Here is a 26,386-nt window from a genome sequence, read left to right as displayed (position 1 = left end):
GGCCTACGGCACCTCCGGAGCGGCAAACTCGCGCATCGCGTCGATGAGCCAGCGGCCCACGTGGTCGGCGAAGGAGGCGCGCGGCAGGACGCGGAACGTGTCCTCGCCCGTCTTCCAGACGAGCACCGGCACGTGGTCGAGCGAGGTCACGATCGCCTGGCCCACGGCGAAGGCCCGCGGGTGCAGGTCGAACGAGACGCCCTTCTCGAGGACGAGCCGCGCGCCCGGGCCGGTCAGCTCGAACGTGGTGCGGTTCGCGGAGAGGTCGACGACGGCGCCCGGCGTCCGTGCGCCGGCCTCGCCGAGCGCCTGGCCCACCCGGGCGGCCTCGGCCGGGCCTCGGTCGGACGTGAAGTTCTCCGGGCCCTCGTCGCCGACGGCCAGGAACTCGTCCGGGCCGATCCACAGCACCGTGAAGCCGCCGCCCGCCGTCGTGCTGGCGTGGCTCGTGGGCAGTTTCGCGCCGAGCGCGGCCTCGACGGCCGCGGCGCCCTGGGAGCCGGGCACGGCCCGGAGGCCGAGCTGGACCAGGAAGGGGATCTCGCGCACGGCCACCGCGCGCTGGGCACCGGCGGCGGCCGTGGCCGCGGACGCGGCCTCGAACGCCTCGGCGAGCTGGGCGGCGGGGCTGCGGCGCAGTGCCGAGGCCGCTGTGCCTCCGTTGGGTTCAGTCAGTTCAGCAATCGTCTCAGCCATCACGGCGCTTCCCTTCGGGGTCAAAGAGGACGGTCTCACCGACCAGGACATCCACGAGCCGGTCCCCGGCGACGGCGGTGAGCGTCTCGCCGATGCGGTTGCGGCCGTTCTTGATGAGGGCCAGGGCGAAGGAGCGCCCCAGCGCCGCCGAGTGGTAGCTCGACGTGACGTGGCCCTGCATCGGCACGGGGCCGAACGCGGGGCTCGTGGAGATGCCCTGCTCGATGACCTGGGTGCCCTCCGGGAGGCGGAAGGACGGGTCGACCGGGGTCAGGGACACGAGGTGCTTGCGGTCCGTGCGGGCGGTGTCGGCGCGGGAGTAGGAGCGCTTGCCCACGAAGTCCTTGGCCTTGGACACGATCCACTCCATGCCCGCGTCCTGCGGGGTCACGGTGCCGTCGGTGTCCTGGCCGACGATCGGGTAGCCCTTCTCGGCGCGCAGCACGTGCATCGTCTCGGTGCCGTACGGGGTGATGTTGAACTCGGCGCCGGCCTCGGCGACGTCCTCCCAGACCTTCAGGCCGTACCACGTGGCCACGTTGATCTCGAAGGCGAGCTCGCCCGAGAACGAGATGCGGCACACGCGGGCGGGGATGCCGGAGGCGAGGGTCGTCTCGCGCCAGGCCATGAACGGGAACGCCTCGTTGTCGACGTCGAGCTCCGGGGCCAGCTTGGAGATGACCGCGCGGGACTTCGGGCCGACGACGGCGACGGTGGTCCACTGCTCGGTCACGGACGTGAAGTTCACGTCGAGCTCCGGCCACTCGGTCTGGTGCCACTCCTCGAGCCAGTCGAGGACCTTCGCGGCGCCGCCGGTCGTCGTCGTCATGAAGAAGCGGTCCTCGTCGAGGCGCAGGGTCACGCCGTCGTCGAAGATCATGCCGTCCGGGCCGCACATGACGCCGTAGCGGGCCATGCCGGGGGCGAGCTTCTTGAACGCGTTGGTGTAGATGCGGTTGAGGAACTCGCCCGCGTCCGCGCCCCAGATCTCGATCTTGCCGAGGGTCGTGGCGTCCATGAAGCCCACGGACTCGCGCACCGCGCGGCACTCGCGCAGCACGGCGTCGTCCATCGACTCGCCCGGCTGGGGGAAGTACCAGGGGCGCAGCCACTGGCCCACGAGCTCGAACTCGGCGCCGTTGGCGACGTGCCACGGGTGGGCCGAGGTGATGCGCTCGGGGTCGAAGAGGTCACCGCGCTTGCGGCCCGCGACGGCGGCGAAGGCGATCGGCGCGTAGGGTGCGCGGAACGTCGTCGTGCCGATCCCGCCGATGCTCGGGGCCTCGCCCGCCTCGCCCTTGAGCGCGGCCGCGATGACGCCGATCGCGTTGACGCCCGAGGTCTTGCCCTGGTCGTTCGCGGTCGAGATCGAGGTGTAGCGCTTGACGTGCTCGACCGAGCGCATGCCCGCGCCGGTCGCGCGCAGGACGTCGTGCACCGCCTGGTCGCGCTGGAAGTCGACGAAGTGGGTGGTCCACTCCCCGGGCTCGCCGGTCTCGCCCGGGACGAGCCAGACCTGGCGCGTCGGCGCGGAGGCCGTGGCGGGGTTCGTCGGCAGGCTCGAGGCGTGGACGCCGGCCTCGGTCACGAAGCCCGCGTTGAACGCCGCGACGGCGCCGGCGTGCGCGCCCTCGGCGACGCAGTCGCCCAGGGCGTACGAGCCGCGGGCCGAGCCGACGACCTGCTGGGCCGCGACAGTGCTCGCCGGCACGAAGCCCGCGAGGTCCTCGTCCCAGCGCAGCTTGCCCTGGCGCTGGCTGAACAGGTGCACGACCGGGCTCCAGCCGCCCGAGACGGCCAGGAGGTCCGCCTCGATCCGCTCGGCCTCACCGGTCAGGTTGCCGGCTGCGTCGAGCCCGCGGACGACGACGGCGCCCAGGCGGGCGGTTCCCTCGCCCGCCTCGGTGCCCACCACGGCGGAGCCCGAGATGACTCGCAGCCCGGCGGCCTCGGCCGCGAGGGCCACGGCGGTCTTCTCGGCGCGGGCGTCGACGACGGCCGGGACGGCCACGCCGGCGGCGGCGAGGTCGAGGGCCGTGGCGTAGGCGGAGTCGTTGGTCGTGAAGACGACCGCGGAGGAGCCGGGGCGCACGCCGTAGCGGTTGAGGTAGGTGCGCGCCGCGGAGGCGAGCATGACGCCGGGGCGGTCGTTGTCGGCGAACACGATCGGGCGCTCGTGGGCGCCGGTCGCGAGGACGACCTGCTGCGCGCGGATGTGCCACAGGCGCTGGCGGGAGACGCCCTGTGCGTTGAGCTCGCGGGCCTTCTCGGTGCCGAGGTGGTCGGTCCGGGACTCGAGCGCGACGACGTAGTTGGAATCGTACGAGCCGAACGCGTTCGTGCGGCTCAGGACCGTGACCTCGTCCGCGGCCGCGAGCTCCGCGGCGGCCGCCGCGATCCACTCGGGCGCGGGTACGCCGTCGACCGTCTCCGCCGGGGCGGACAGGAGCGAGCCGCCCAGCTCGGGCTGGTCGTCGATGAGGATGACGCGGGCGCCCGAGGCCGCGGCCTGGCGGGCCGCGGAGAGGCCCGCGGGGCCCCCGCCGATCACGAGGACGTCGGTGTGCACGTGCTTCTTGTCGTACACCGCCTCGTCCTTGCGCGGGTCCAGCTGGCCGAGGCCCGAGAGGTACTCGGCGCGCAGGCCGTCGACGAGCTCGACGGTCGAGGCGGGGAGCATCGACTCGTCGACGCCGCCGGCGCCGCGGTCGATGACCTTCAGGAGCGCGTTGGGCTCCTCGACGCCCGCGGCGAGGATGCCGCGCGGGCGGCCCAGGTACAGGGACGGTGCCGTCTCGATGACGCCGTGGGCGAGCAGGGCCGAGGCGACGGTGTCGCCCTTGAAGCCGGTGTACTCGGTGCCGTCGACCGTGAAGGTGACGACGCCGTCGCGCTGCACGCGGGCGGCCGGCGCCTGCTCGGCGGAGAGGCGGAACGCCTGGGTGGACTCGGCGGGGCTCACTGCTGGCCTCCATTCGTGCTGGTCGCGGGTGCCGTGGCGGCCGGGGCTGCCGGGGCGGCGCCCGTGTAGACGCTCTTGAACTCGTAGGTGACGGTGTCGCGCAGGGCGTTGAACCACTTGCGGCAGCCGGCGGTGTGGACCCAGCGCTCAGCGAAGAGGCCCTTGGTGTTCTCGCGGTAGAAGAGGTACTTGGCCCACTCCGCGTCGTTCAGCTCGGACGGGTTCTCGGGGTAGGCCACGTGGGCCTGGCCGCCGTAGTGGAACTCGGTCTCGTCGCGGGGCCCGCAGTTCGGGCAGGTGATGAGCAGCATGTCGCGTACTCCCTTCTCGCTAGTGGGCCACGGCGGCGGCGCCGTGCTCGTCGATGAGCGCGCCGGTCTCGAAGCGCTCGAGGGCAAAGGGTGCGTTGAGCGCGTGCGGCTCGTCCTGGGCGATCGTGTGCGCCATGGTCCAGCCGGCGCCCGGGGTGCCCTTGAAGCCGCCCGTGCCCCAGCCGCAGTTGACGTACATGCCCTCGACGGGCGCCTTGCCGACGATCGGGGACGCGTCGAGCGTGACGTCGACGATGCCGCCCCACGTGCGCAGGAGGTGCGCCCGGGCGAAGATCGGGAAGAGCTCGACGGCGGCGGCCATCTGCTCCTCGATGACGTGGAACGCGCCGCGCTGGCCGTAGCCGTTGTACGCGTCGATGCCCGCGCCCATGACGAGCTCGCCCTTGTGCGCCTGGGAGACGTACACGTGGACGTGGTTCGACATGACGACCGTCGGGTGGACCGGCTCGTGCAGCTCGGAGACGAGCGCCTGGAGCGGGTGGGACTGGATCGGCAGGTCGAAGCCGGCGAGCTTGGCCAGGACCGAGGAGTGCCCGGCCGCGCACAGCGCCACCTTCGGCGTCGCGATCGTGCCGCGGGAGGTCTGGACGCCGACGACGCGGTTGCCGTCCTTGACGAAGCCCGTGACCTCGCAGTTCTGGATGATGTCGACGCCGAGCTCGTCCGCCTTGCGGGCGAAGGCCCACGCGACGTGGTCGTGCTTCGCGATGCCCGCGCGCGGCTGGTACGTCGCGCCGAGGACCGGGTAGCGGATGTCATCCGACGTGTTGAGGATCGGGCAGAGCTCCTTGACCTGCTCCGGCTCGAGCCACTCGGCGTCGACCCCGTTGAGCTTGTTCGCGCCCACGCGGCGCACGGACTCGCGCACGTCCTGGAGAGTGTGCGCGAGGTTCATGACGCCGCGCTGGCTGAACAGGAAGTCGTACTCGAGCTCCTCGGGCAGGGCCTCCCACAGCTTGAGCGAGTGCTCGTAGATCGCCGCCGACTCGTCCCAGAGGTAGTTCGAGCGGATGATCGTCGTGTTGCGGGCCATGTTCCCGCCCGCGAGCCAGCCGCGCTCGAGGATCGCGATGTTGGTCATCCCGTGGTGCTTGGCCAGGTAGTAGGCCGTCGCGAGGCCGTGCCCGCCGCCGCCGACGATCACTGCGTCGTAGGAGGGCTTCGGGTCCGGATTGCGCCAGAGGAAGTCCGGGTGTTCGGGCAGGAGGTCCGCCATCACTGGGCTCCGTTCGTGAGGGTGGGGTAGAGGGGGTGCTTGTCGGCGAGGACGGCGACGCGGGCGCGCAGCTCCGCGGCGAGCGCGTCGTCGAAGCCGGGCTTGAGCGCGGCGGCGATGATCTCGGCGACCTCGGTGAACTCGGCGGCGCCGAAGCCGCGGGTCGCGAGGGCCGGGGTGCCGATGCGCAGGCCCGAGGAGACCATCGGCGGGCGCGGGTCGAACGGGACGGCGTTGCGGTTGACGGTGATGCCGATGCGGTGCAGGCGGTCCTCGCCCTGCTGCCCGTCGAGGTCCGAGTGGCGCAGGTCCACGAGGACGAGGTGCACGTCGGTGCCGCCGTTGACGACGCCGACGCCCGCCTGGGTGAGGTCCTCCTGCAGGAGGCGCTCGGCGATGATGCGCGCGCCGTCGAGGGTGCGGCGCTGGCGGTCGCGGAACTCCTCGGTCGCGGCGAACTTGAAGGCGACGGCCTTGCCGGCGATGACGTGCTCGAGCGGGCCGCCCTGCTGGCCCGGGAACACGGCCGAGTTGATCTTCTTGGCCAGTGCCTCGTCGTCGGTCAGGATGATGCCGCCGCGCGGGCCGCCGAGTGTCTTGTGGGTCGTCGTGGTCGTGACGTGGGCGTGCGGGACCGGGTTCGGGTGCAGGCCCGCGGCGACGAGGCCCGCGAAGTGGCTCATGTCCACGAGCAGGTACGCGCCCACGAGGTCCGCGATCCGGCGGAACTCAGCGAAGTCCAGCTGGCGCGAGTACGCGGACCAGCCGGCGATCATGAGCTGCGGCTTGTGCTCGACGGCGAGGCGCTCGACCTCGGCCATGTCGATGCGGTGGTCCTTCTCGCTCACCTGGTACGGGACAACCTTGTAGAGCCGGCCGGAGAAGTTGATCTTCATGCCATGGGTGAGGTGGCCGCCGTGGGCGAGGTCCAGGCCCATGATCGTGTCGCCGGGCTTGATGAGCGCGTGCATCGCGGCGGCGTTGGCCTGCGCACCGGAGTGCGGCTGGACGTTGGCGAAGCCGGCGCCGAAGAGGGACTTCGCGCGGTCGATGGCGAGCTGCTCGATCACATCAACGTGCTCGCAGCCGCCGTAGTAGCGCTTGCCGGGGTAGCCCTCGGCGTACTTGTTGGTCAGGACCGAGCCCTGGGCCTCCATGACGGCAGTCGGGGCGAAGTTCTCGGACGCGATCATCTCGAGGGTGCCCTGCTGGCGGCCGAGCTCCTGCGCAATGGCCGCGGCGATCTCGGGATCCGCCTGGCTGAGCGGCAGGTCGAGAAGGTTCTGCATGATGCCCTCCTGGGTCTGACTCCACTTTGATATCTGACTAATCATCAACTGATATATTAGTTCTGGGATCGATAGTATGGTTGATGTCACAGGGAGTCAACCGGCGCCCGGAAGGAGGCAGAAGGTGACCGCAACAGCAGTGGAGGGAGCGGCGTCGACCGTGTCCCTCGCGGAGCAGGCGTACCTGACTCTGCGCGATCGGCTCATCATGCTCGAGATCCGCCCGGGCGATCCCATCAACGACACCGCGCTCGCCGCGGAGCTGGGCGTGGGGCGCACCCCGGTGCGCGAGGCGCTCAAGCGGCTCGAGGTCGACCACCTCGTGGTGTCCTACCCGCGCCGCGGGACGTTCGCGACGATCGTGGACATCACGGAGCTCGCGGACGTCTCGGAGATCCGCGAGCAGCTCGAGCCGCTCGCGGCGCGGCGGGCGGCCAGGGCGGCGTCCACTGCCATGCGCGCGCGGCTGCGCGAGACCGCCGCGGCGATCGAGGGCCTCGCCGAGCCGATCGACCAGCGCGAGCTCATGCGCTACGACATCACGGTCCACCGGCTCATCTACGAGGCCGCCGGAAACCCGCACCTCACCGACGCGCTCATCCGCTACGACAACCTCGCGACGCGCATCTGGTGCCTTGTCCTGGACAAGGTGGCCTCCGTGGCCGGCCACGTCAAGGAACATGCTGACCTCCTCCGGGCGATTGCCGACGGCGATGCCGAGACCGCCGGCCAGATGGCCCTCGAGCACGTGACGAGCTTCGAGAAGACGATCCGCCAGGCTCTCTGAGCCTGCAGGCGTCGCCGCCTTCGCCTCACTCGGCGACGGCCCCCTGTTTCGGGCTTGTGACGACTTAGTAGTGTCCGACCTCACACTCCCCGTAGGATCGGGACCATGGTGGCGGCAAGCAGTGCACTGGAACCCGACGGCGAGATCGAGGGTGTCCAGCCAGGCGGCGTGCAGTCCGTGGACCGCGCGCTGGCGATCCTCGAGATCCTCGCGCGCGAGGGCCACGCCGGCGTGAGCGAGATCGCCGAGGAGATGGGCATCCACAAGTCCACCGTCTCGCGGCTGCTCGGCTCGCTCGTGGTCCGCGAGCTCGTCCACCAGAACAGCGAGCGCGGCAAGTACCAGCTCGGGTTCGGGATCCTGCGCCTGGCGAACTCCGTCCCGGGGCGGCTGAGCCTCGTCCGGGAGGCCCGCCCCGTGATCGAGCGGCTCGCCGAGGACGCCAAGGAGACCGTTAACCTCGCGGTGCTGCGCTCCAACTACGCCGTCAACGTCGACCAGGCCATGGGCCCCTCGACGCTTGCCACCTACGACTGGGTGGGCAGCCTGACCCCGCTCCATGCGACCTCCAGCGGCAAGGTGCTGCTCGCAGCCCTGCCCGCCGACGAGCGGGACCGGATCCTCAAGGAGACCGGACTGCCGCCGCGGACCCCGCTCACGATCACGGACCGGCGCACGCTCGAGGAGCAGCTCGTCGAGATCTCCCACCGGGGCTACGGCGTGACCCGCGAGGAGTTCGAGATCGGCATCAACTCGGTGTCCGTGCCCATCTTCAACCACGTCGGCGCCGTGATCGGCGCCGTGAGCGTCTCCGGCCCGATCTTCCGCTTCGACCCGGAAACCATGCCCGAGCTGATCGACCTGCTCAAGGAGGGCGGCCTCGAGATCAGCGCGCGCATGGGCTACATGCGGCGCTAGCGTCGGCTCCACCGGCCGGCCTGCCCACGCTGCGCCTGCCGCCACCAACGCCCAGGGGGCCCGCCGGATACCGACGGACCCCCCAAGGACACGCTGCAGACTAGGAGTTCGGGACGATGTCGCCAACCTTCTCCTGGACCCAGTCGTGGAAGGCGCCGATGTGGTGCTCGCTCGGGACGAGCACGCCGCCCTTGTTGTAGATCTTGGAGTGCATGCCCGGCTGGGTGCGCTCGCACGCGTCGAAGTCCTGCTGGTTGACGCGGTGGAACAGCTCGACGGAGGCCGTGACGTCCTTGCCGCTCTCCACGACGCTGGGGAGGTAGAGCCAGTCGCACTCGACGATCGTGTGGTCCGCCGCGAGCGGGAACATGCGGTGGATGATCACGTGGTCGGGAACGAGGTTCACGAACACGGTCGGCTTGATCGTGATGGCGTAGTAGCGGCGGTCCTGGTCCTCGCTCACGCCGGGGATGACGTCGAGGCCCTCGGAGCCGTCCACGGTGAAGCCCTTGATGTCCTCGCCGAACTCCGCGCCGTGGCCCACGAAGTACTGGGCGGCGAGGCCGTCCGCGAACTCCGGCAGGACCTCGGTCAGCTCCGGGTGGATCGTGGCGCAGTGGTAGCACTCCATGAAGTTCTCGATGATGAGCTTCCAGTTGGCCTTCACGTCGTACTTGATCCGGCGGCCGAGGGCCAGGTTGGCGATGTCGTAGCCCTCGATCTTCTGGTGGTCGCCCAGGCGCTCCTCGACGGCGCCCATGACGTCCTCTTCGAACGACGGCGGCTCGTCGGCCAGGCAGACCCACACGTAGCCGAGGTACTCGCGGATGTGCACCTTGACGAGGCCGTACTCGTCACGGTCGATATCCGGCATCTTGGTGAGGTTGGGCGCGGCGATGAGCTTGCCCTCGAAGTCGTAGGTCCAGGCGTGGTAGGGGCACTGGAAGTTGCGGGCGGCTTCGCCCTGCTCCTCCATGCACAGCTTCACGCCGCGGTGGCGGCAGATGTTGTAGAAGGCGCGGATCTCGCCCTTGCGCGTGCGGGAGATCAGGACGCTCTCGCGGCCGATCTGCACCGCGCGCCAGGCGCCCGGCTTGTCGAGGTCCGCCGAGCGGATGGCACAGAACCACATCTTCTCGAAGATGCGCTCCTGCTCCGCCCGGAAGATGGCCTCGTCCACGTACGTGTATCCCGGCAGCGTGGGGATGAGGCTGGGGGAAATGACTTCAGCAGACAACATGTCCTCCTTGTAGACAGCTCGTAGAGAAACTCGACGAAAATTCGACGAAAAGATGAGAAGGGGTGGAACTTACGAGACGGATGCCGCCAGGGAAGCCGGCACGATCGTGCGACGGCGCTTGGCGAAGAGGCGCGGCTGGTTCATACCGAGGACCGCGATCGGCGCGTCCCCTTGGTAGTAGACGGCGAGGAAGCTGTGCTCCGCCGGGTCGCCGGCCTCGATCTCCACGCGGTCGTGGCCGTCCGCACGGCCGGCGAACTGGAGCTTGACCCCGTGGAAGTCGGACCAGAAGTAGTGCGGCTTGTGGGGCCGTTGCGGTGCGTCGTCGTCGAGGAGGGCCTCGACCGCGAGAGCGGCACGCTCGAGCGCGCCCGTCCAGTGGCCGCTCAGGTGGTGGGTCCCGGTCGCCTCGTCGAACCAGGCGGCGCAGTCGCCGACGGCGACGATGCCGGGGACTCCCGTGCGGCCCATGGCGTCGCACACGACGCCGGGCTGAAGCTCGATCCCCGAGCCCCGGAGCCATTCGGTGTTGGGCTCGGCGCCAATCCCGACGACGACGAGGTCCGTCGCGATGATGCGCCCGCCCGCGAGCCGGACCGCGGTCACCTGCCGCCGGGACGTGACGAAGCCGTCCACGGTGGCCGAGGAGATGAGCTCGACGCCGCGGAGGCCATGGAGGCCGCCGACGACGGCGCCCATCTCAGTCCCTAGCTGCGCGGCGAAGGCGACGGGCTTGGTGTCGAGGACCGTCACCTCGAGGCCGCGCGAGGCGGCGGCGGAGGCGACCTCGGCGCCGATGAAGCCGGCGCCGACCACGAGGAGCCGGCGGCCGGCGACGAGCTCGGGTCCAAGCCGCGCGGCGTCGTCGAGCGTGCGGAGCGTGTGGACGTTCTCGACGTCGGCCAGCTCGGGCAGCTGGCGGGCGCGGGCCCCGGTGGCGATGACGATGCCGTCGGACGTCACCGAGCGGCCGTCCCGCAGGTGGACCGTCCGGGTCGCCGCATCGAGCGCCACGGCTTCGGCGCCCAGGAGCCACTCTGCGTCCAGGCTGTCCGTCTCGGTCTCGAGGGCGATGTCCTCTGTGGTGATCTGCCCGAGCAGGAAGTCCTTGGACAGCGGCGGCCTGTCGTACGGCCGGTGGGGTTCGTCGCCGATGATGACGAGCTGTCCCTCGAAGCCCTGGGCCCGGGCTGCACGCGCGGCGGAGAGCCCTGCCAGGGAGGCTCCGACAATGGTGAGCTTCTCCATGTCGACCCCCTTTCCTCTATTGCTTAAGACGCAACATCAAGCGCTATATGCAACAGCGTGATGTACGCCACGGGCCATGTCAAGGCGGGAACCCGGGACGCCTTCATATCGCTGCACATGACCTCTGGCCCTTGACAGAAGCCTGTGAGCCAGAACACTCTGTTGCATATCGTGAAGCGAGTTGATGGATGTGAAACGAAACCGAAGACTCGCTTTGGTCCCTGGGTCCCCTAAGGAAGTAGAGGTCGACCAATGCACAAGGCCTGCCCGCTGAGTGAACTTGCGCCGGGAGATGCAATCCGGCTCAACACCGCGCCCCCCATCGCGGTCTTCCATACCGAGGACGGCGAGCTGTTCGCCCTCGATGACACGTGCACCCATCAGGACGCCTCGCTCGCCGACGGCTATGTCGAGGACTGCTGGGTCGAGTGCCCGCTCCACGCGTCGCGCTTTAACCTTAAGACAGGCGAAGTCGACGCCCCGCCGGCCAAGCTGCCGGTCCGCCGCCACGAGGTCACCGTGATTGACGGCGACATCATGGTCATCGAGTCCGAGGAGGCCCCCAACCTCCCGCCGGGCCTGACCCCCCATGGCCACGTCTAGGCCCCCTGCCCACGGCTCAACCAAGGAAGCCCCCATGGCAATCAACAGTGACCTCAAACCCCCCACACCTGAGAAGAGTCCCGTCGGCGATGGCGCCGAGGAGACCGCGAAGGAGCTCATCGAAGAGGCGATAGAAGACGTCCAGGCGGAGATCGTGGCGGACGTCGACGAACACGTGCAGATCCTTCAGGAGCTGCGCCAGACCAAGGCGGAGCAGGCCGTCGCCGCGCGGCGCAACCGCAAGCTCACCCTGGACAAGATCACCTTCGGGATCACGGGCGTCATCGCCGTCGCCTTCGTTGTCTGGGGCTTCACCGGTCGGGACAGCCTGTCCGCGACGTCCAAGGGCGCCCTGAACTGGGTGATGGAGTACACGGGCTGGCTCTTCATGCTCCTGGCCTCGCTGTTCGTCATCTTCGTCCTGTGGCTCGCCCTGGGCAAGTTCGGCAACATCCCCCTGGGCAAGGACGGCGAGAAGCCTGAGTACCGGACCGTGTCCTGGGTCGCGATGATGTTCGCCGCCGGCATGGGCATCGGGCTCATGTTCTACGGCGTCGCCGAGCCGCTCTACCACTACATCTCCCCGCCGCCGGGAACCGTGGACGGCCAGACCCCCGAGGCCATCCAGACGGCCATGGCCACCTCGATCTTCCACTGGACCCTGCACCCGTGGGCCATGTACGCCGTGGTCGGCATCGCCATGGCCTACGGCACGTACCGGCTCGGCCGCCGGCAGCTGATCTCGGTCGCCTTCACGTCGCTCTTCGGCATCCGCACGGTCGAGGGCCCGATCGGCAAGTTCATCAACATCCTGGCCATCTTCGCCACGCTGTTCGGCACCGCCGCGTCCCTGGGCCTCGGAGCCCTGCAGATCGGCTCCGGCATGACCTCCAACGGCTGGTTCGGCGAGATCGGCACCCCCGTGCTCGTCGTGATCGTCGCCGTCCTGACGTTCTGCTTCGTCGCGTCGGCCGTGTCCGGCATCAGCCGCGGCATCCAGTGGCTCTCGAACATCAACATGGTCCTGGCGGTCGTGCTGGCCCTCGTCGTCTTCGTCGCCGGGCCCACCCTGTTCATCCTGAACCTGATCCCGTCCGCCGTCGGCGACTACGCCCGTGACCTGGCAGAGATGTCCTCCCGCACCGAGGCCGTGGGCGACGAGGCCCTGCGCACCTGGATGTCCGGCTGGACCATCTTCTACTGGGCCTGGTGGGTCTCCTGGACACCTTTCGTGGGCCTGTTCATCGCCCGCATCAGCCGGGGCCGCACGATCCGCCAGTTCGTCACCGGTGTGCTGCTCGTGCCCAGCCTCGTGTCCGTCATCTGGTTCGGCATCTTCGGCGGCACGGCCTTCCACATCCAGTCCGAGGCCGACAAGGCGGGAACCCCAGGCCTGGTCACCATGGTCGACGGCGTCCCGACCGTGAGCTTCGACGGCGCCCTGTTCGACCTGGTCAAGAACCTGCCCATGCCTGCCTGGGCCATCACCGCGCTCATCGTCCTGGCGATGGTTCTGGTTGCGATCTTCTTCATCACGGGTGCCGACGCGGCCTCCATCGTCATGGGATCGCTCAGCTCCAATGGCGCAGAGGAACCCCGCCGCGGTGTGGTCATCTTCTGGGGCAGCCTGACCGGTGCCGTCGCCGCCGTCATGCTCCTGGCGGGTGGAGACGAACCCTCCGAAGCTCTGTCAGGCCTGCAACGCATCACCATCGTCGCGGCCCTGCCCTTCGTGATCGTGATGCTCCTGCTCTGCTTCGCCCTCGCCAAGGACCTCCGCCGCGACCCGCTGTCCCTGCGCCGCCGCCTCGCCGACAACGTCGTCGAGCGTGCCATCCGCACCGGCGTCGAGCAGCACGGCGGCGTCCAGTTCGAGCTCGTCACCAGGTGCCCGAGCGACAGCGATGACGGGGAGCCAGACGGCCGCGCTTCCGCAAGCGACCCGGGCCCAGACACCACAGCATCGAAGGAGAACAAGTGACAGCAGTGGCCGACGGCCACTCCGCAGTGCGCACCCCGGCCGAGGCAGGCAACGCCTCGGCCGGGGGCCGTACCCGGACCGCCGACTTCGTCCTGACCCTCTCGTGCCCCGAGCGCCCCGGGATCGTCCGGGCCATCTCCGCATTCCTCGCGGACCGGGGCTTCGACATCGTCGAGCACCAGCAGTTCGACGACCACGTGAGCGGCAAGCTCTACCTCCGCACCGCCTTCACGGGCGGGAGCGCCGGAGCGGTCGAGGCGGACGCACTCGCCTCCGAGTTCGAGGCCACGGCCGCCGAGTTCGGCATGGACTTCCAGCTGCACGACACCCGCCCGCAGCGGCTCCTCGTCATGGTCTCGAAGGCGGGGCACTGCCTCAACGACCTGATCTTCCGCTGGAAGGCCGGCAGCCTCGGCGCGGAGATCGCCGTCGTCGTCTCCAACCACGAGGTGCTCCGCCCCATGGCCGAGGCGGCAGGTCTGCCCTTCATCCACGTCCCCGTCACGGCCGGCACGAAGGCCGAGGCCGAGGCACGGCTGCTCGAGATCGCCGCGGAGTACCAGACGGACCTGGTCGTCCTCGCCCGCTACATGCAGGTGCTCTCGGACGAGCTGTGCCGCGAGCTGCGCGGGCGCGCGATCAACATCCATCACTCCTTCCTGCCCGGCTTCAAGGGCGCCAAGCCGTACCACCAGGCCTACGACCGGGGCGTCAAGCTCATCGGCGCGACCGCCCACTACGTGACCGCGGACCTCGACGAGGGCCCGATCATCGAGCAGGAGGTCTTCCGGGTGGACCACAGCCTGGACGCCGACGCCCTCGTGACCGTCGGCCGCGACGCGGAGTCGCAGGCCCTCGCACGGGCTGTCACGTGGCACTGCCAGCACCGCGTCCTGCTCAACAACACCCGAACCGTCGTCTTCCGCTAGACATCCCAGGAGAGAAGAACCCATGACCGCTTCCCCCCGCGTCGTCATCATCGGCGCCGGCATCGTCGGGACCAACCTCGCGGACGAGCTCGCGACCCGAGGCTGGACCAACGTCACCGTCGTCGATCAGGGGCCCCTCGAGCTCGCCGGCGGCTCGACGTCCCACGCGCCCGGGCTCGTATTCCAGACCAACGCGTCGAAGACGATGACCGAGTTCGCCCGCTACACGGTGGACAAGCTCCTCTCGCTGACCGCCGACGGCGTCTCGTGCTTCAACCAGGTCGGCGGGCTCGAGCTCGCCACGACCGAGGCCCGGCTCGAGGAGCTCAAGCGCAAGCTCGGCTACGCGACGTCGTGGGGCCTCGAGGGCCGGATCATCGACCCCGACGAGTGCGAGAAGCACTACCACCTGCTCGGGGCGGGCCCGGGCGTCGAGCGGACCCCGGTCCTCGGCGGCCTCCTCGTCCCGAGTGACGGACTCGCCTCGGCCGCCCGCGCGGTCCAGCTGCTCATCGGCCGCGCCCGCGAGGCCGGCGTGACGTTCCTTGGCTCCACGACCGTGACGGGCATCGAGCAGACGGACGGCAAGGTCACCGGCGTCGAGACGGACAAGGGCCTGATCCCGGCGGACATCGTCGTCTCCTGCGCCGGGTTCTGGGGCCGGGAGCTCGGCCGCATGGTCGGGCTCGAGGTGCCGCTCCTGCCGCTCGCGCACCAGTACGTCAAGACCACGCCCGTGGCTGAGCTCAAGGGCCGGAACGAGCTGCCCAGCGGCGCGACCCTGCCCATCCTGCGCCACCAGGACCGGGACCTGTACTACCGCGAGTGGGGCGAGCGCGTCGGCATCGGCAGCTACGCCCACCGGCCGCTGCCGGTGGACATGGCCACCCTCCCCAAGGTCTCCGCCGAGGAGATGTCCGACCGCCGCATGCCCTCACGCCTCGACTTCACCCTCGAGGACTTCCTCCCGGCCTGGGAGGACAGCAAGGCCCTGCTCCCGGCCCTCCGCGGCGCGGAGATCGAGGACGGCTTCAACGGCATCTTCTCCTTCACGCCGGACGGCGGCCCGCTCATGGGCGAGCACCCGGACCTCGACGGCTTCTTCGTCGCCGAGGCCGTGTGGGTCACCCACTCCGCGGGCGTGGCCAAGGCCATGGCGGAGCTCCTCATCGAGGGCGGCTCGCGCACCGACCTGCACGGGTGCGAGCTGTCCCGCTTCGAGAAGGTCCAGACCTCCGACGCATACGTCAGCGAGACCTCGCAGCAGAACTTCGTGGAGATCTACGACATCCTGCACCCGCTCCAGCCGAAGGAGTCCCCTCGGGACCTGCGCGTGAGCCCGTTCAACGTCCGGCAGAGGGAGCTCGGGGCGTTCTTCCTCGAGTCGGCGGCGTGGGAGCGCCCGCACTGGTTCGAGGCCAACCGCGGCCTGCTCGAGGAGCTGCCCGCCGAGTGGCAGACGCCCGAGCGGGACGCCTGGTCCGCGATGTTCCACTCCCCCATCTCCGCGGCCGAGGCCTGGAAGACGCGCACCGCCGTCGCCCTCTACGACATGACGCCGCTCAAGCGGCTCAGCGTGAACGGCCCCGGCGCGCTCACCCTCCTGCAGCGGCTCAGCACGGGCAACATCGCCAAGAAGCCCGGCGCCGTGACGTACTGCCTGCTCCTCGCGGAGGACGGCGGCATCCGCAGCGACGTGACCGTCGCCCGGCTCGGGGAGGACACCTTCCAGCTTGGCGTCAACAGCAACGTCGACTTCGACTACCTGCGCGTCGAGGCCCGGAAGCAGTCCAAGGCCGATCCGGCCCAGTGGGTGCATGTCGCGGACATCACCGGCAGCACGTGCTGCATCGGCCTCTGGGGCCCGCTGGCCCGCGAGGTCATCGGGAAGGTCAGCGACGACGACCTCACCAACGACGGCCTGCGCTACTTCCGCGCGAAGGAGATCCACGTCGGCGGGATCCCCGTCACGGCGATGCGGCTCTCCTACGTCGGCGAGCTCGGCTGGGAGCTGTACACGTCCTCCGAGTACGGGCTCAAGCTCTGGGACCTCCTCTTCGAGGCGGGCCAGGAGCACGGCATCATCGCGGCCGGCCGCGGGGCGTTCAACAGCCTCCGCCTCGAGAAGGGCTACCGCCTCTGGGGCACGGACATGACGACCGAGCACGACCCGTACCAGTCCGGCCTCGGCTTCTCCGTGGCCAAGGACAAGGAGGGCTACGTGGGCTTCGAGGCGCTCGTCGAGCGCAAGGCGGCCAAGCCCGCGAAGATCCTGCGCTGCCTCACGGTCGACGACGGCACGTCCGTGGTCCTGGGCAGGGAGCCCGTGTACATCGGCGGCGAGCCCGCCGGATACGTCACGAGCGCGGCCTACGGGTTCACCATCCGCAAGCCCATCGCCTACGCGTGGCTCCCGGCCGGCGTCGAGGAGGGCAGCAAGGTCGAGATCGAGTACTTCGGCCGGCGCGTCGCGGCGACGGTCTCGGCCGAGCCGCTCGTCGACCCGGGCATGGAGCGCCTGCGCGGCTGACGCAGCCCCGGCCTGACCCTCACCCAGGCTGACAGAGGTGGCCACCCAACCCGAGAGGGTTGGGTGGCCACCTCTTCCGTCGTTGCGGGGTCACCTCCCAGAGTTGCGGGGTCACCTCCCAGCGTTGCGGGGTCACCTCCACCATCCGCCTGCCCGAGAACGACGACGGCGACACCCCGCGCAGGGGGCGTCGCCGTCGTCGTTCTCGGATATAGCGGGTGGGAGGTGACCCCTCAACGCATGGGATGTGACCCTTCAAAGCAGAGGTGGCCGCTCAGCCCTGGGCTGAGCGGCCACCTTCCGCGCGTCGTGGAGTGTCGCTACTTGTCGGCCAGCTTGGAGAGCGTCTCGCGCTCGGCGCCGATCGTCGTGGACTCGCCGTGGCCCGTCCGCACCACGGTCTCCGCGGGCAGCGGCAGGAGCCGCTCGCGGATCGAGGTCAGGATCGTCGGGTAGTCGCTGAAGGACCGCCCCGTAGCACCGGGCCCGCCGTTGAACAGGGTGTCGCCGGTGAAGACCGTGCCCTCGCTCGCGAGGAGGAAGCACGTGGATCCAGGCGAGTGGCCGGGCGTGTGGATCGCCTCGAGGGTCGCCCCGCCCACCTCGAAGACGTCGCCGTCCGCGAGGAAGCGGTCCGGGCTGACGTCGGGGTAGACCTGCGACCACAGCACCATGTCCTCGGGGTGCAGGTGGATCGGCGCGTCCACCGCCTTGGCGAGCTCGAGGGCGACGCCGATGTGGTCGTTGTGCGCGTGCGTCAGGAGGAGGGCCAGGACCTTGCGGCCGCGGACCTGCTCGAGGATCGGGGCGGCGTCGTGCGGCGCGTCGATGATGACGCACTCCTCGTCGTTGCCCACGATCCAGACGTTGTTGTCCACGTCCCACGTGCCGCCGTCGAGGGAGAAGGTCCCGGACGTGACGGCGTTCTCGATCTGGACCGCCATCAGAGCTCCACCACCGAACGCAGGACCTTGCCCTCGTGCATGCGCTCGAATGCCTCCTCGACCTGGTCGATCGCGATGCGCTCGGTGACGAACGCGTCGAGGTCGAGGTTGCCGAGCTTGTAGTGCTGCACGAGCATCGGGAAGTCGCGGCTCGGGAGGCAGTCGCCGTACCACGAGGACTTGAGCGAGCCGCCGCGGCCGAACACGTCCAGGAGCGGCAGCTCGAGCTGCATCGTGGGGTTCGGGACGCCGACGAGGACGACGCGGCCCGCGAGGTCGCGCGCGTAGAAGGCCTGCTTGTAGGTCTCCGGGCGGCCGACGGCGTCGATCACCACATCTGCGCCGTGCCCGCCCGTGAGGGCGCGGATCGCCTCGATGGGGTCCTCCTCGGAGGAGTTGACGCCATGCGTCGCGCCGAGGGTCTTGGCCATGTCGACCTTGTTGGGGTCGATGTCGACGGCGATGATCGTCGTCGCGCCGGCGAGCTTGGCGCCAGCGATCGCCGCGATGCCCACGCCGCCGCAGCCGATGACGGCGACGGACTCGCCGCGCTTGACCTCACCGGTGTTGATGGCGGCGCCGATGCCCGCCATGACGCCGCAGCCGAGGAGGCCGACGGCGGCCGGGTCGGCGTCGTCGTCGACCTTCGTGCACTGGCCGGCCGCGACGAGGGTCTTCTCCGCGAAGGCCCCGATGCCGAGGGCGGGCGTGAGCTCGGTGCCGTCCTCGAGGGTCATCTTCTGCGTCGCGTTGTGGGTCGCGAAGCAGTACTGCGGCTGGCCCTTCGCGCACGCGCGGCACGAGCCGCAGACGGCGCGCCAGTTGAGGATGACGCGGTCGCCGGGCTTGACGTCGGTGACGTCGGGGCCGACGGCGCTGACCACGCCCGTGGCCTCGTGGCCGAGCAGGATGGGGAACTCGTCGGTGATGCCGCCGAGCTTGTAGTGCAGGTCAGTGTGGCAGACGCCGCACGTGAGGACGTCGACGAGCGCCTCGCCCGGACCCGGGTCCGGCACGATGACGGTCTCGACCGTCACGGGCGCGTTCTTCTCCCTGGCGATGACCGCCTTCACTCTGTGAGCCATGTGCTGTTCCCTTCCGGGGGGCTGTGTAGCTTGTTGCGAGAGACGCAACGACGCGCACATAACGCGTCCTAGCCAGCATATGGCACGGGTCACAGCCGGTTCAACGGATGTCGTGAGCTGGGGGCACCAAGACTCAGCCCGCAGACGTGCGCCAGTAGGCTCGGCCGTCGGCCTCCCTGGCCACGAGGCCCTCGTCCACGAGGGCGCGGCGCACGCCGGGGATGTCCAGGACCTGCTCGCCGAGCCGCTCGTTGAGCTCCTTCTCCGGGATCCGCTCGCCCGCGCCGAGGACGGCGTCGGCGACCCTGGCCAGGACCTCGAGCCGCAGCCGGCGCTGGCGGGGCAGGAGGTCGACCTTGCCCTCGGGCCTGGGCTCGAGCGTTCCGCGCGCGTGGTCCAGGAGCGCCCGCAGGCCGGACCCGCTGATCCGCACGCCCCCGTCGGGGAGCTCCTCGAGGGCACCGGCCGCCGCGAGGGGCCTGTCAGCGTCGGGATCCGCCGGGACACCGGCCCTGCCGCCGAGCTCGATCTCGGCGAAGCGGCGCCGCACCTGGTGGTTCGCGAGGGCCGCCATCATCTGGATGAGCTGCTGCTGCATGCCTCCACTGTGCCGCATGCTGCCCCCGGCCGGGAGGGCGCCGGCCCGAAGGTCAGCGGGGGTCGTCGCGGAGCTGGGCGTTGCCGCGCACCAGCTTGACCGCGAACGCGACGGCCCCGAGCTTGCCGCGGTTCCGGGGGTCGCCGCCGAGGGCCTGGAAGATCCTGCGCAGCCGCTTGTGCAGGGACTGCCGCTCGAGGAACAGCAGCTTGGCCGCCTCGCTCGCGTTGCACCCCGAGGTGATCCAGACGTCGAGGGTGCGCACGAGCTCGCCGCCGTGCCGCTGCTCGAGCCGGATGAGCTCGCCGAGGAGCTCCTCGACGAGCGCGTCCACGGCCCCGCGGGTGAGGGACCGCTCGGCGAGCCGCTCCACGAGGAAGTCAGACGCGTCGTAGACGCCGTCGGTCCACTTGGACGAGCGCCCGATCCGCCACGTGGCCCGCGCCTCGGCGAGCGACGCGGCGGCCTGCCGCACCGTCGGGGCCGTCGGCCCGAGCGCGCCCGTGAGCCCAGTCCCGCGCACGGCGCCGCGCAGGACGCCGAGCAGCCGCTCCCGCTCGGCATGCCCGGCTCCGGGCGGCAGCGGCACGAGGACGTCGACCCACGCCCCCTCCCCCACGAGGAGCGCCGCGGGGAGCGCCTCGCGGACGCGCTGCTCGATGTCCCCGGGCCCGCCCGAGGGGCGCCGGACGACGGCCATCGCGAGCGGCCGGTCGGCGCCGAGGCCCGCGGCCTGGGCGAGCTCGAGGAGCCGGTCCCCGCCGCCGCCCGCGGCGACGAGCCGCACGAGCTCGTCCTCGGCGAGCCGCGCGAGGCTCGGGCGGTGGCGCTGCGCGAGGGCGAGCGCGACGATGCTGCGCACCCGCGCGAGCACGGTCTCGAGCAGCTCGGCGTCAACGCCGGGCCGCCCGAGCAGCTCGAGGCGGGCGACGCCGATCCCGCCCACCGCGAGCTCGGCGTCGGACGCCGTCCACGCGCCGTCGGCCGGCTCTGGCCCCGCCGAGGCGAGCAGCCCGCCGCGGGAGTCGACCACCCGGGCGTGCACGCCGAGGGTCTCGGAGAGGAGCTCGAGCAGCGGCGCGAGCTGGGCGCCGGTCGCCGCGATGCGCTCGGCGAGGGACTGCGAGAGCCTGTCCGCGAGCTGCAGCGCCGTCACCTGCCCCGAGACGATGCGCCGGTTCACCGCCTCGGCCACCTCGACGAACGGCACCACCTGCCGCAGCTCGACGAGCGGCAGCCCGGCCTCGTCCGCCGCGGCCACGATCTCGGCGGGCAGATGCCGCCCCGAGCCGGCGGTCTCGACCGCGAGCGCGGCCACCCGCCGCGACGCGAGGCTCCACACGTACTCGGCCTGGGCCGCGGGCTTGAGCGCGAGCAGCGCGGCGCCGCCGGTCAGGAGGAGCTCGCCGCCGCTGAGCAGCGGCGCGATCTCGAGCACCTCGCTCGAGTGGACCCAGCGGACGCGGGCCCCGGAGATGGCGGGCTTCCCGCCGACGACGACGGGCGCGCCCGCTGCGAGCGCGTCGCCGGCGAGGATCTCGGCGAGGGGCAGGGACACGGCGCCTCCAGACGGCACGGGGAAAACAGGGGACAGACTGTCGCCCGGAGCAGACCTTTCAGGCGACACAACGAGTCTATGGCGTGACCAGCCCCACACCTAACCTTGAAAGCAAGCCGGCTGCTCGCTCCCCCAGCGATTTACCTTCAAGAAAGTAGCCTCACCATGAGCCTTCGAACGCAGAGCCGTTCCGAGAACGCCACGCACGTCGTCGAGGACGTGCTCCAGCCCGTTCCGGAATCGGCCCGCACCACCAAGCTCTCTGGACAGTTCTGGATCTGGGCCGGTGCCAACGTCGCCCCCATCAACTGGATCCTCGGCGCCCTGGGCATCCACCTCGGCCTGAGCCTCGCCGACACCCTGACCGTGCTCATCGCCGGCAACGTCATCGGCATGCTCGGCTTCGGCTTCTTCGTCCTGCTCGGCCAGAAGACCGGCGCGACGGGCATGATCCTGGCCCGCGGCGCCTTCGGCCGCCGCGGCGCCTACCTCCCCGCGGCGATCCAGGCGGTCATCGCGATCGGCTGGTCGGCCGTGAACACGTGGGTCATCCTGGACCTCATCATGGCCCTGTTCGGCATGATCGGCTGGGTCGACCCGACGCAGCAGAACCTCGGCTGGAAGATCGGCACCGCCGCCGTGATCATGTCCATCCAGGTCGCCATCTGCTACCGCGGCTACAGCGCGATCGCGAAGTTCGAGCGGATCACCATGCCGCCCACGATCCTCGTCCTCATCGGCATGAGCGTCATCGCCTGGACCCAGCTGCCCATCGACTGGGGCTACCAGGGCCCGGTGGGCAACGTCCTCGAGGGCGCGGAGCGCATCTCGGCCATGTCCTCGATCATGACCGCCATCGGCATCGGCTGGGGCATCGGCTGGTTCACGTACGCCCCCGACTACTCGCGCTTCGTCTCGACGTCGATCCCCCGGCCCAAGCTCTACCTCGCCTCGGTCCTGGGCCAGTTCCTGCCGGTCGTGTGGCTCGGCGTCCTCGGCGCGAGCCTCGCGACGATGAACGGCACGGCCGATCCGGGCCAGCTCGTCGTCCAGAGCTTCGGCGCGATGGCGATCCCCGTGATCCTGCTCGTCATCCACGGCCCCATCGCGACCAACATCATCAACCTGTACACCTTCGGCGTCGCGACCCAGGCCCTCGACGTCCGCATCCCGCGCAGGGTCCTCTCGATCCTCGTCGGCTGCCTGTCCATGGGTGCGGTCATCGGATTCCTCTTCGCCTCGGACTTCGCCCACATGCTGCACAACTGGATCATCGCCATCGCGGCCTGGGTCGCGACGTGGGGCGGCATCATGGCGGTCCACTACTTCGTCTTCGAGCGCCGGCACCAGCACTTCCGGTACCTCTTCCTCGCCGCCGGGGACACGAAGCTCAAGGCAGTCAACCCGGCCGCGCTCATCGCCTTCGCCGCTGGCCTGCTCATGACGTGGATGGGCATGTACGGCTCGACGCCGGCCCTGCAGGGCCCGATCGCGACGGCGCTCGGCGGCATCGACCTCTCGTGGCTCACCGGTGCCCTCACCTCGGCCGCGGTCTACGGCGCCCTCGGCTGGCTCCGCTTCCGCACCCGGGCCGCGGCCGGCGTCCCGCTCGCCGTCCGCCAGGACGTGGGCGACGAGGAGTACCTCCGCACCGAGGGCGACGCCGCACTGCCCGCCCCCGCCAGCGAGGCGCAGCCCGCAGCAGGCGCCCGGGCGCACGACGGCGCGTCCCCCGCTCCCGTGGCCAGCTCGCCGTCGGCCGCCGAACCCGGCGGCGAGGCGCCCACGGGGCCGCTCGCCCCCGCGGGCCGGTAGGCCCAACCCTCTCACCGCACCACCTTCACCGCCGGCGGCGGGCACGAGCCCGCCGCCGACGGCTTCCTGAGCCCACCACCCACCCGTGCCCCGAGGAGGAGCCATGCCCGCCACCGTCTTCATGGAGGAGCTCGACGCGTTCAGCTACCGCGAGGCCATCGCGGACGGCGCGCCGATCGTCATCCCCGTCGGCTCGATCGAGCAGCATGGGCCGCACCTGCCGCTCAACACCGACGTCCTGCTCGCCCAGGCCATGGGCGAGCGCCTCGCCACCGCCGTGGACGGCCTCGTCGCGGCTCCGATCGTCTACGGCTACAAGTCGCAGCAGCGCTCGGGCGGCGGGAACCACCTCGGCGGGACCACGAGCCTCGACGCGGCGACGGTCATCTCGATCGCCCGGACACTCACGCTCGAGTTCGCCCGGCACGGCGCCCGCCGGCTCGTGTTCCTCAACGGCCACTTCGAGAACTACCAGTTCCTCTACGAGGGCGTCGAGCAGGCTACGGCCGAGCTCGCGGCCCGGGGGCAGGACGTCTCGGCAGTGCTCGTCTCGTACTGGGACTTCGTGGACGAGGGGACCATCGAGGAGATCTACCGAGGGTCGTTCCCCGGCTGGGACGTCGAGCACGGCGGCGTCCTCGAGACCTCGCTCATGCTGCACCTGCACCCCCGCCTCGTGCGGATGGACCGGGCAATGGACCTCCCCGCGGCGCAGCTGCCGCGCTACGACGTCCTGCCCGTGCGCCCGGAGCTCACGCCGGCCTCGGGCTGCCTCTCCTCCGCCGCGGCGGCGACCGACGGCGCCGGCCGGCTCCTGCTCGAAGCCACCTCGGCGGCCCTCGCCGCCTCGATCGGGGCGGAGCTCGCGGCGGGCCGCAGGGCGGACGAGCCCGTCGGAGCGTTGCGTTGAACGCAACCTAGATGCATGCCTATTGACCGTGACCCGCGCCACAGCTACGCTGGTGCAACCGAGTTGCGCTAAACGCAACCCCAAGTCTCTGGTGGTTTCCCATGAGCATTGAGAACTCCCGGCTGGCCGACGCCCCCTCCACGATCGAGGTGGGCAAGGACGCCCGCCGCCGCGTCCTGTGGGGCAGCTTCATCGGCAACTTCGTCGAGTGGTTCGACTACGCGGTCTACGGCTACCTCGCCGCGACGATCTCGCAGGCGTTCTTCCCGGAGTCGGACCGGCAGACGGCCCTGCTGGCCACGTTCGCCGTGTTCGCGATCTCCTTCTTCATCCGCCCGCTCGGCGGCTTCGTGTGGGGCCACATCGGCGACCGCGTCGGCCGCCGCACGGCCCTGTCCCTGTCGATCCTCATCATGAGCGGCGCGACGTTCTGCATCGCGCTCATCCCCTCCTACGCGATGATCGGGCTCTGGGCGCCGATCCTGCTCCTGGTCATCCGCGTCGTGCAGGGCTTCTCCGCCGCCGGCGAGTACGCGGGCGCCTCGGCGTTCCTCGTCGAGTACGCCCCCGCAAACCGCCGCGGCCTGTACGCCGCCGTCGTGCCGGCGTCGACCGCCGCGGGCCTCCTGCTCGGCTCGCTCCTCGCCGCGCTGCTGTCCCTCGCGCTCACCCCCGAGCAGATGGCCGAGTGGGGCTGGCGCCTGCCGTTCCTGCTCGCCGCGCCGATGGGGCTCATCGGCCGCTACATCCGCACACGGCTCGAGGACACCCCGGCGTTCCGGGAGCTCGAGGCGGAGGACGACGTCGACCGCACACCCGTGCGGGACATGGTCACCAAGCACTGGCGCTCGCTCCTGCTCGCCGTCGGCGCGGTGCTGCTCAACGCCGTCGGCTTCTACGTGATCCTCTCCTACATGCCGACGTACCTCTCCGAGGAGCTCGGCTTCGGCGCCACCGAGTCGTTCTTCGCCACGACGATCGCGCTCCTGACGTACATCGGCTTCATCTTCCTCACGGGCCTTGCCTCGGACCGGTTCGGCCGCCGGAAGGTGCTGCTGTCCGCCTCGGTCGCGTTCATCCTCTTCACGGTCCCGGCGTTCATGCTCCTCGACACCGGCAGCTTCGCCGTCGTCCTGCTCGTGCAGATCCTGCTCGGCGCGATGCTCACGCTCAACGACGGCACCCTGCCGAGCTTCCTCGCGGAGCTGTTCCCGACCCGGATCCGCTACTCGGGCTTCGCCGTGAGCTTCAACCTCGCCAACGCCGTCTTCGGCGGCACGGCGCCGTTCGTGGCCACGCTGCTCATCGGCGCCCTGCACACCGAGCTCGCCCCGGCCTGGTACCTCGTGGCGGCCGCGGCCGTCTCCCTCGTCGCCGTCCTGCGCGCCAAGGAGACCTCGCGGGCCCCGCTCGCCCACTGACCTCCCTGACCCACCTCAACAACGCAACACAACCCCTGAAAAGGAGACATCCATGTCCATCGACACGTCCGCCCCCGCGGCAACTTCCGTCGCCGAGCTCGAGCGCCTCAAGGTCCTCCACAACGGCGTCAAGGGCAAGCTCACGTTCTCGGATGCCGAGTTCGAGCGCCGCCTGGCCGGCCTGCGCCAGATCATGGCCGCCAAGGAGCTCGACGCCGTGATCCTGACCAGCTACCACGGCATCAAGTACTACTCCGACTTCCTGTACACGACGTTCGGCCGCAACTACGCGCTCGTCGTCACGGCCGACGACTCGGTCACCGTCACCGCCAACATCGACGCCGGCATGCCCTGGCGCACGAGCTACGGCGAGAACATCGTCTACACCGACTGGCGGCGGGACAACTTCTACTTCGGCCTCCAGGAGGCCCTGCGCCAGCGCGGCGTCACGGCCAGCCGCCTCGGCGTCGAGGACGATGTCCTCCCGGGCCTGACCCGCGAGAAGATCTCCGCCGCGTTCCCGGGCGCCGAGCTCCTGGACGTCTCCCAGGACGCCATGCGCCAGCGCATGATCAAGTCCGCTGAGGAGATCGAGGTCATCAAGCACGGCGCCCGCATCGGAGACCTCGGCGGCGAGGCCATCCGCAACGCGATCCGCGAGGGCATCACCGAGTACGAGGTCGCCCTCATCGGCACCGAGGCCATGGTCCACGAGATCGCCCGCACGTTCCCGGACCGCGAGGTCCGCGACACGTGGGTCTGGTTCCAGTCGGGCATCAACACGGACGGCGCCCACAACTGGGCCACGACCCGGAGGCTGCAGAAGGGGGACATCCTCTCCCTGAACTGCTTCCCGATGACCTCCGGCTACTACACGGCCCTCGAGCGCACGCTCTTCCTCGGCCAGCCGGACGAGGAGAGCCTGCGCCTGTGGAACATCAACGTCGAGGTGCACCGGCGGGGCCTCGAGCTCATCAAGCCGGGCGCCGTCTGCAAGGACATCGCCGCCGAGCTCAACGAGATCTACATCGGCTACGGCCTCCTCCCCAACCGGACGTTCGGCTACGGCCACTCGTTCGGCGTCCTCTCGCACTACTACGGCCGCGAGGCGGGCCTCGAGCTCCGCGAGGACATCGAGACGGTGCTCGAGCCGGGCATGGTCGTCTCGATGGAGCCGATGATCACTGTCGCCGACGGCCTCCCGGGCGCCGGCGGCTACCGCGAGCACGACATCCTCGTCATCGGCGAGGACTCGGTCGAGAACATCACGAAGTTCGGCTTCGGCCCGGAGCACAACATCGTCGAGGCCTGATCGGCTGCTCGG

21 protein-coding genes are annotated in these 26,386 nt (G+C 70.4%); 10 read left to right on the top strand and 11 right to left on the bottom strand.

What is annotated here, in order from left to right; translation table 11 throughout:
* Positions 1-3: 3 nt before the first annotated feature.
* The 5 genes from ACUYMY_RS04285 to glyA are packed head-to-tail and all read right to left on the bottom strand — an operon-like array spanning position 4 to position 6,495.
* Positions 4-696, bottom strand: coding sequence for a sarcosine oxidase subunit gamma (locus ACUYMY_RS04285; RefSeq protein ID WP_481702385.1), 693 nt, complete (start codon positions 694-696; stop codon positions 4-6).
* Positions 689-3,595, bottom strand: coding sequence for a sarcosine oxidase subunit alpha family protein (locus ACUYMY_RS04280; RefSeq protein ID WP_481704955.1), 2,907 nt, complete (start codon positions 3,593-3,595; stop codon positions 689-691). Before ACUYMY_RS04280 ends, ACUYMY_RS04285 begins: the two co-directional genes overlap by 8 nt.
* A gap of 59 nt (positions 3,596-3,654) precedes the next feature.
* On the bottom strand, positions 3,655-3,969 hold the full coding sequence (locus ACUYMY_RS04275; RefSeq protein ID WP_481702384.1) for a sarcosine oxidase subunit delta: 315 nt from the start codon (positions 3,967-3,969) through the stop codon (positions 3,655-3,657).
* 19 nt (positions 3,970-3,988) lie between these two features.
* Positions 3,989-5,206, bottom strand: coding sequence for a sarcosine oxidase subunit beta family protein (locus tag ACUYMY_RS04270; protein WP_481702383.1), 1,218 nt, complete (start codon positions 5,204-5,206; stop codon positions 3,989-3,991).
* Positions 5,206-6,495 (bottom strand): serine hydroxymethyltransferase, encoded by a 1,290-nt coding sequence (glyA, locus tag ACUYMY_RS04265; RefSeq protein ID WP_481702382.1) that lies wholly within the window; start codon positions 6,493-6,495, stop codon positions 5,206-5,208. Before glyA ends, ACUYMY_RS04270 begins: the two co-directional genes overlap by 1 nt.
* Positions 6,496-6,619: 124 nt before the next feature.
* On the opposite strand from glyA, the gene ACUYMY_RS04260 reads away from it, so the two are divergent.
* A complete protein-coding gene (locus ACUYMY_RS04260) occupies positions 6,620-7,282 on the top strand; it encodes a GntR family transcriptional regulator (RefSeq protein WP_481702381.1) in 663 nt (220 codons plus the stop codon).
* 105 nt (positions 7,283-7,387) lie between these two features.
* Positions 7,388-8,200: an IclR family transcriptional regulator gene (locus tag ACUYMY_RS04255; protein ID WP_481702380.1), complete on the top strand. Its 813-nt coding sequence runs from the start codon at positions 7,388-7,390 to the stop codon at positions 8,198-8,200.
* Positions 8,201-8,300: 100 nt separating this feature from the next.
* Here the strand turns inward: ACUYMY_RS04255 and ACUYMY_RS04250 are convergent, their stop codons facing one another.
* Entirely contained in the window at positions 8,301-9,437 is a 1,137-nt protein-coding gene (locus tag ACUYMY_RS04250) for an aromatic ring-hydroxylating oxygenase subunit alpha (RefSeq protein ID WP_481704954.1), read from the bottom strand.
* A gap of 72 nt (positions 9,438-9,509) precedes the next feature.
* Positions 9,510-10,688 carry an NAD(P)/FAD-dependent oxidoreductase gene (locus ACUYMY_RS04245; protein ID WP_481702379.1) on the bottom strand — a complete coding sequence of 393 codons (1,179 nt, stop codon included), beginning with the start codon at positions 10,686-10,688 and terminating at the stop codon, positions 9,510-9,512.
* A gap of 252 nt (positions 10,689-10,940) precedes the next feature.
* On the opposite strand from ACUYMY_RS04245, the gene ACUYMY_RS04240 reads away from it, so the two are divergent.
* Genes ACUYMY_RS04240 through ACUYMY_RS04225 form a run of 4 tightly spaced genes read left to right on the top strand, consistent with a single transcriptional unit; the run spans position 10,941 to position 16,731 of the window.
* Positions 10,941-11,291: a bifunctional 3-phenylpropionate/cinnamic acid dioxygenase ferredoxin subunit gene (locus tag ACUYMY_RS04240; RefSeq protein WP_481702378.1), complete on the top strand. Its 351-nt coding sequence runs from the start codon at positions 10,941-10,943 to the stop codon at positions 11,289-11,291.
* A 34-nt stretch (positions 11,292-11,325) separates the two neighbouring features.
* Positions 11,326-13,272 carry a BCCT family transporter gene (locus tag ACUYMY_RS04235; RefSeq protein WP_481702377.1) on the top strand — a complete coding sequence of 649 codons (1,947 nt, stop codon included), beginning with the start codon at positions 11,326-11,328 and terminating at the stop codon, positions 13,270-13,272.
* A 26-nt stretch (positions 13,273-13,298) separates the two neighbouring features.
* On the top strand, positions 13,299-14,201 hold the full coding sequence (gene purU / locus ACUYMY_RS04230; RefSeq protein ID WP_481704953.1) for a formyltetrahydrofolate deformylase: 903 nt from the start codon (positions 13,299-13,301) through the stop codon (positions 14,199-14,201).
* 22 nt (positions 14,202-14,223) lie between these two features.
* Complete coding sequence (locus tag ACUYMY_RS04225) at positions 14,224-16,731, top strand: GcvT family protein (protein ID WP_481702376.1); 2,508 nt, start codon at positions 14,224-14,226, stop codon at positions 16,729-16,731.
* Between the two features lie 320 nt (positions 16,732-17,051).
* On the opposite strand, the gene ACUYMY_RS04220 is transcribed toward ACUYMY_RS04225, so the two are convergent.
* The 4 genes from ACUYMY_RS04220 to ACUYMY_RS04205 all read right to left on the bottom strand — a co-directional run bounded on the left by ACUYMY_RS04220 (position 17,052) and on the right by ACUYMY_RS04205 (position 20,916).
* Positions 17,052-17,675, bottom strand: coding sequence for an MBL fold metallo-hydrolase (locus ACUYMY_RS04220; protein WP_481702375.1), 624 nt, complete (start codon positions 17,673-17,675; stop codon positions 17,052-17,054).
* Complete coding sequence (locus tag ACUYMY_RS04215) at positions 17,675-18,760, bottom strand: S-(hydroxymethyl)mycothiol dehydrogenase (RefSeq protein WP_481702374.1); 1,086 nt, start codon at positions 18,758-18,760, stop codon at positions 17,675-17,677. Before ACUYMY_RS04215 ends, ACUYMY_RS04220 begins: the two co-directional genes overlap by 1 nt.
* A 133-nt stretch (positions 18,761-18,893) precedes the next feature.
* On the bottom strand, positions 18,894-19,358 hold the full coding sequence (locus tag ACUYMY_RS04210; protein ID WP_481702373.1) for a DUF2087 domain-containing protein: 465 nt from the start codon (positions 19,356-19,358) through the stop codon (positions 18,894-18,896).
* A gap of 52 nt (positions 19,359-19,410) precedes the next feature.
* Positions 19,411-20,916 carry a PucR family transcriptional regulator gene (locus tag ACUYMY_RS04205; protein WP_481702372.1) on the bottom strand — a complete coding sequence of 502 codons (1,506 nt, stop codon included), beginning with the start codon at positions 20,914-20,916 and terminating at the stop codon, positions 19,411-19,413.
* Positions 20,917-21,081: 165 nt separating this feature from the next.
* Between ACUYMY_RS04205 and ACUYMY_RS04200 the strand changes: the two genes are divergently transcribed.
* From ACUYMY_RS04200 to ACUYMY_RS04185, 4 genes are all read left to right on the top strand, one after another.
* The gene (locus ACUYMY_RS04200) at positions 21,082-22,731 is read left to right on the top strand and encodes a purine-cytosine permease family protein (RefSeq protein ID WP_481702371.1); all 1,650 of its coding nucleotides are present in this window, start codon (positions 21,082-21,084) and stop codon (positions 22,729-22,731) included.
* A 103-nt stretch (positions 22,732-22,834) separates the two neighbouring features.
* Positions 22,835-23,641, top strand: coding sequence for a creatininase (locus tag ACUYMY_RS04195; RefSeq protein ID WP_481702370.1), 807 nt, complete (start codon positions 22,835-22,837; stop codon positions 23,639-23,641).
* Positions 23,642-23,742: 101 nt separating this feature from the next.
* Positions 23,743-25,062, top strand: a complete 1,320-nt coding sequence (locus ACUYMY_RS04190; protein ID WP_481702369.1) for an MFS transporter — start codon at positions 23,743-23,745, stop codon at positions 25,060-25,062.
* 52 nt (positions 25,063-25,114) lie between these two features.
* Positions 25,115-26,374, top strand: a complete 1,260-nt coding sequence (locus ACUYMY_RS04185) for an aminopeptidase P family protein (protein WP_481702368.1) — start codon at positions 25,115-25,117, stop codon at positions 26,372-26,374.
* Positions 26,375-26,386: the final 12 nt, after the last annotated feature.

The sequence above is a fragment of the Sinomonas sp. T428B genome (assembly GCF_056780155.1).
Note: the sequence above shows the minus strand (reverse complement) of the source record. Positions and strands in the feature narration are given on the sequence as shown.

Coding starts and splice junctions, on each gene's coding strand:
- ACUYMY_RS04200 (WP_481702371.1), top strand. CDS start 21,082: ATGAGCCTTCGAACGCAGAGCCGTTCCGAGAACGCCACGCACGTCGTC.
- ACUYMY_RS04195 (WP_481702370.1), top strand. CDS start 22,835: ATGCCCGCCACCGTCTTCATGGAGGAGCTCGACGCGTTCAGCTACCGC.
- ACUYMY_RS04190 (WP_481702369.1), top strand. CDS start 23,743: ATGAGCATTGAGAACTCCCGGCTGGCCGACGCCCCCTCCACGATCGAG.
- ACUYMY_RS04225 (WP_481702376.1), top strand. CDS start 14,224: ATGACCGCTTCCCCCCGCGTCGTCATCATCGGCGCCGGCATCGTCGGG.
- ACUYMY_RS04240 (WP_481702378.1), top strand. CDS start 10,941: ATGCACAAGGCCTGCCCGCTGAGTGAACTTGCGCCGGGAGATGCAATC.
- ACUYMY_RS04275 (WP_481702384.1), bottom strand. CDS start 3,969: ATGCTGCTCATCACCTGCCCGAACTGCGGGCCCCGCGACGAGACCGAG.
- ACUYMY_RS04220 (WP_481702375.1), bottom strand. CDS start 17,675: ATGGCGGTCCAGATCGAGAACGCCGTCACGTCCGGGACCTTCTCCCTC.
- ACUYMY_RS04185 (WP_481702368.1), top strand. CDS start 25,115: ATGTCCATCGACACGTCCGCCCCCGCGGCAACTTCCGTCGCCGAGCTC.
- ACUYMY_RS04245 (WP_481702379.1), bottom strand. CDS start 10,688: ATGGAGAAGCTCACCATTGTCGGAGCCTCCCTGGCAGGGCTCTCCGCC.
- glyA (WP_481702382.1), bottom strand. CDS start 6,495: ATGCAGAACCTTCTCGACCTGCCGCTCAGCCAGGCGGATCCCGAGATC.
- ACUYMY_RS04210 (WP_481702373.1), bottom strand. CDS start 19,358: ATGCAGCAGCAGCTCATCCAGATGATGGCGGCCCTCGCGAACCACCAG.
- ACUYMY_RS04255 (WP_481702380.1), top strand. CDS start 7,388: ATGGTGGCGGCAAGCAGTGCACTGGAACCCGACGGCGAGATCGAGGGT.
- ACUYMY_RS04270 (WP_481702383.1), bottom strand. CDS start 5,206: ATGGCGGACCTCCTGCCCGAACACCCGGACTTCCTCTGGCGCAATCCG.
- ACUYMY_RS04215 (WP_481702374.1), bottom strand. CDS start 18,760: ATGGCTCACAGAGTGAAGGCGGTCATCGCCAGGGAGAAGAACGCGCCC.
- ACUYMY_RS04285 (WP_481702385.1), bottom strand. CDS start 696: ATGGCTGAGACGATTGCTGAACTGACTGAACCCAACGGAGGCACAGCG.
- ACUYMY_RS04235 (WP_481702377.1), top strand. CDS start 11,326: ATGGCAATCAACAGTGACCTCAAACCCCCCACACCTGAGAAGAGTCCC.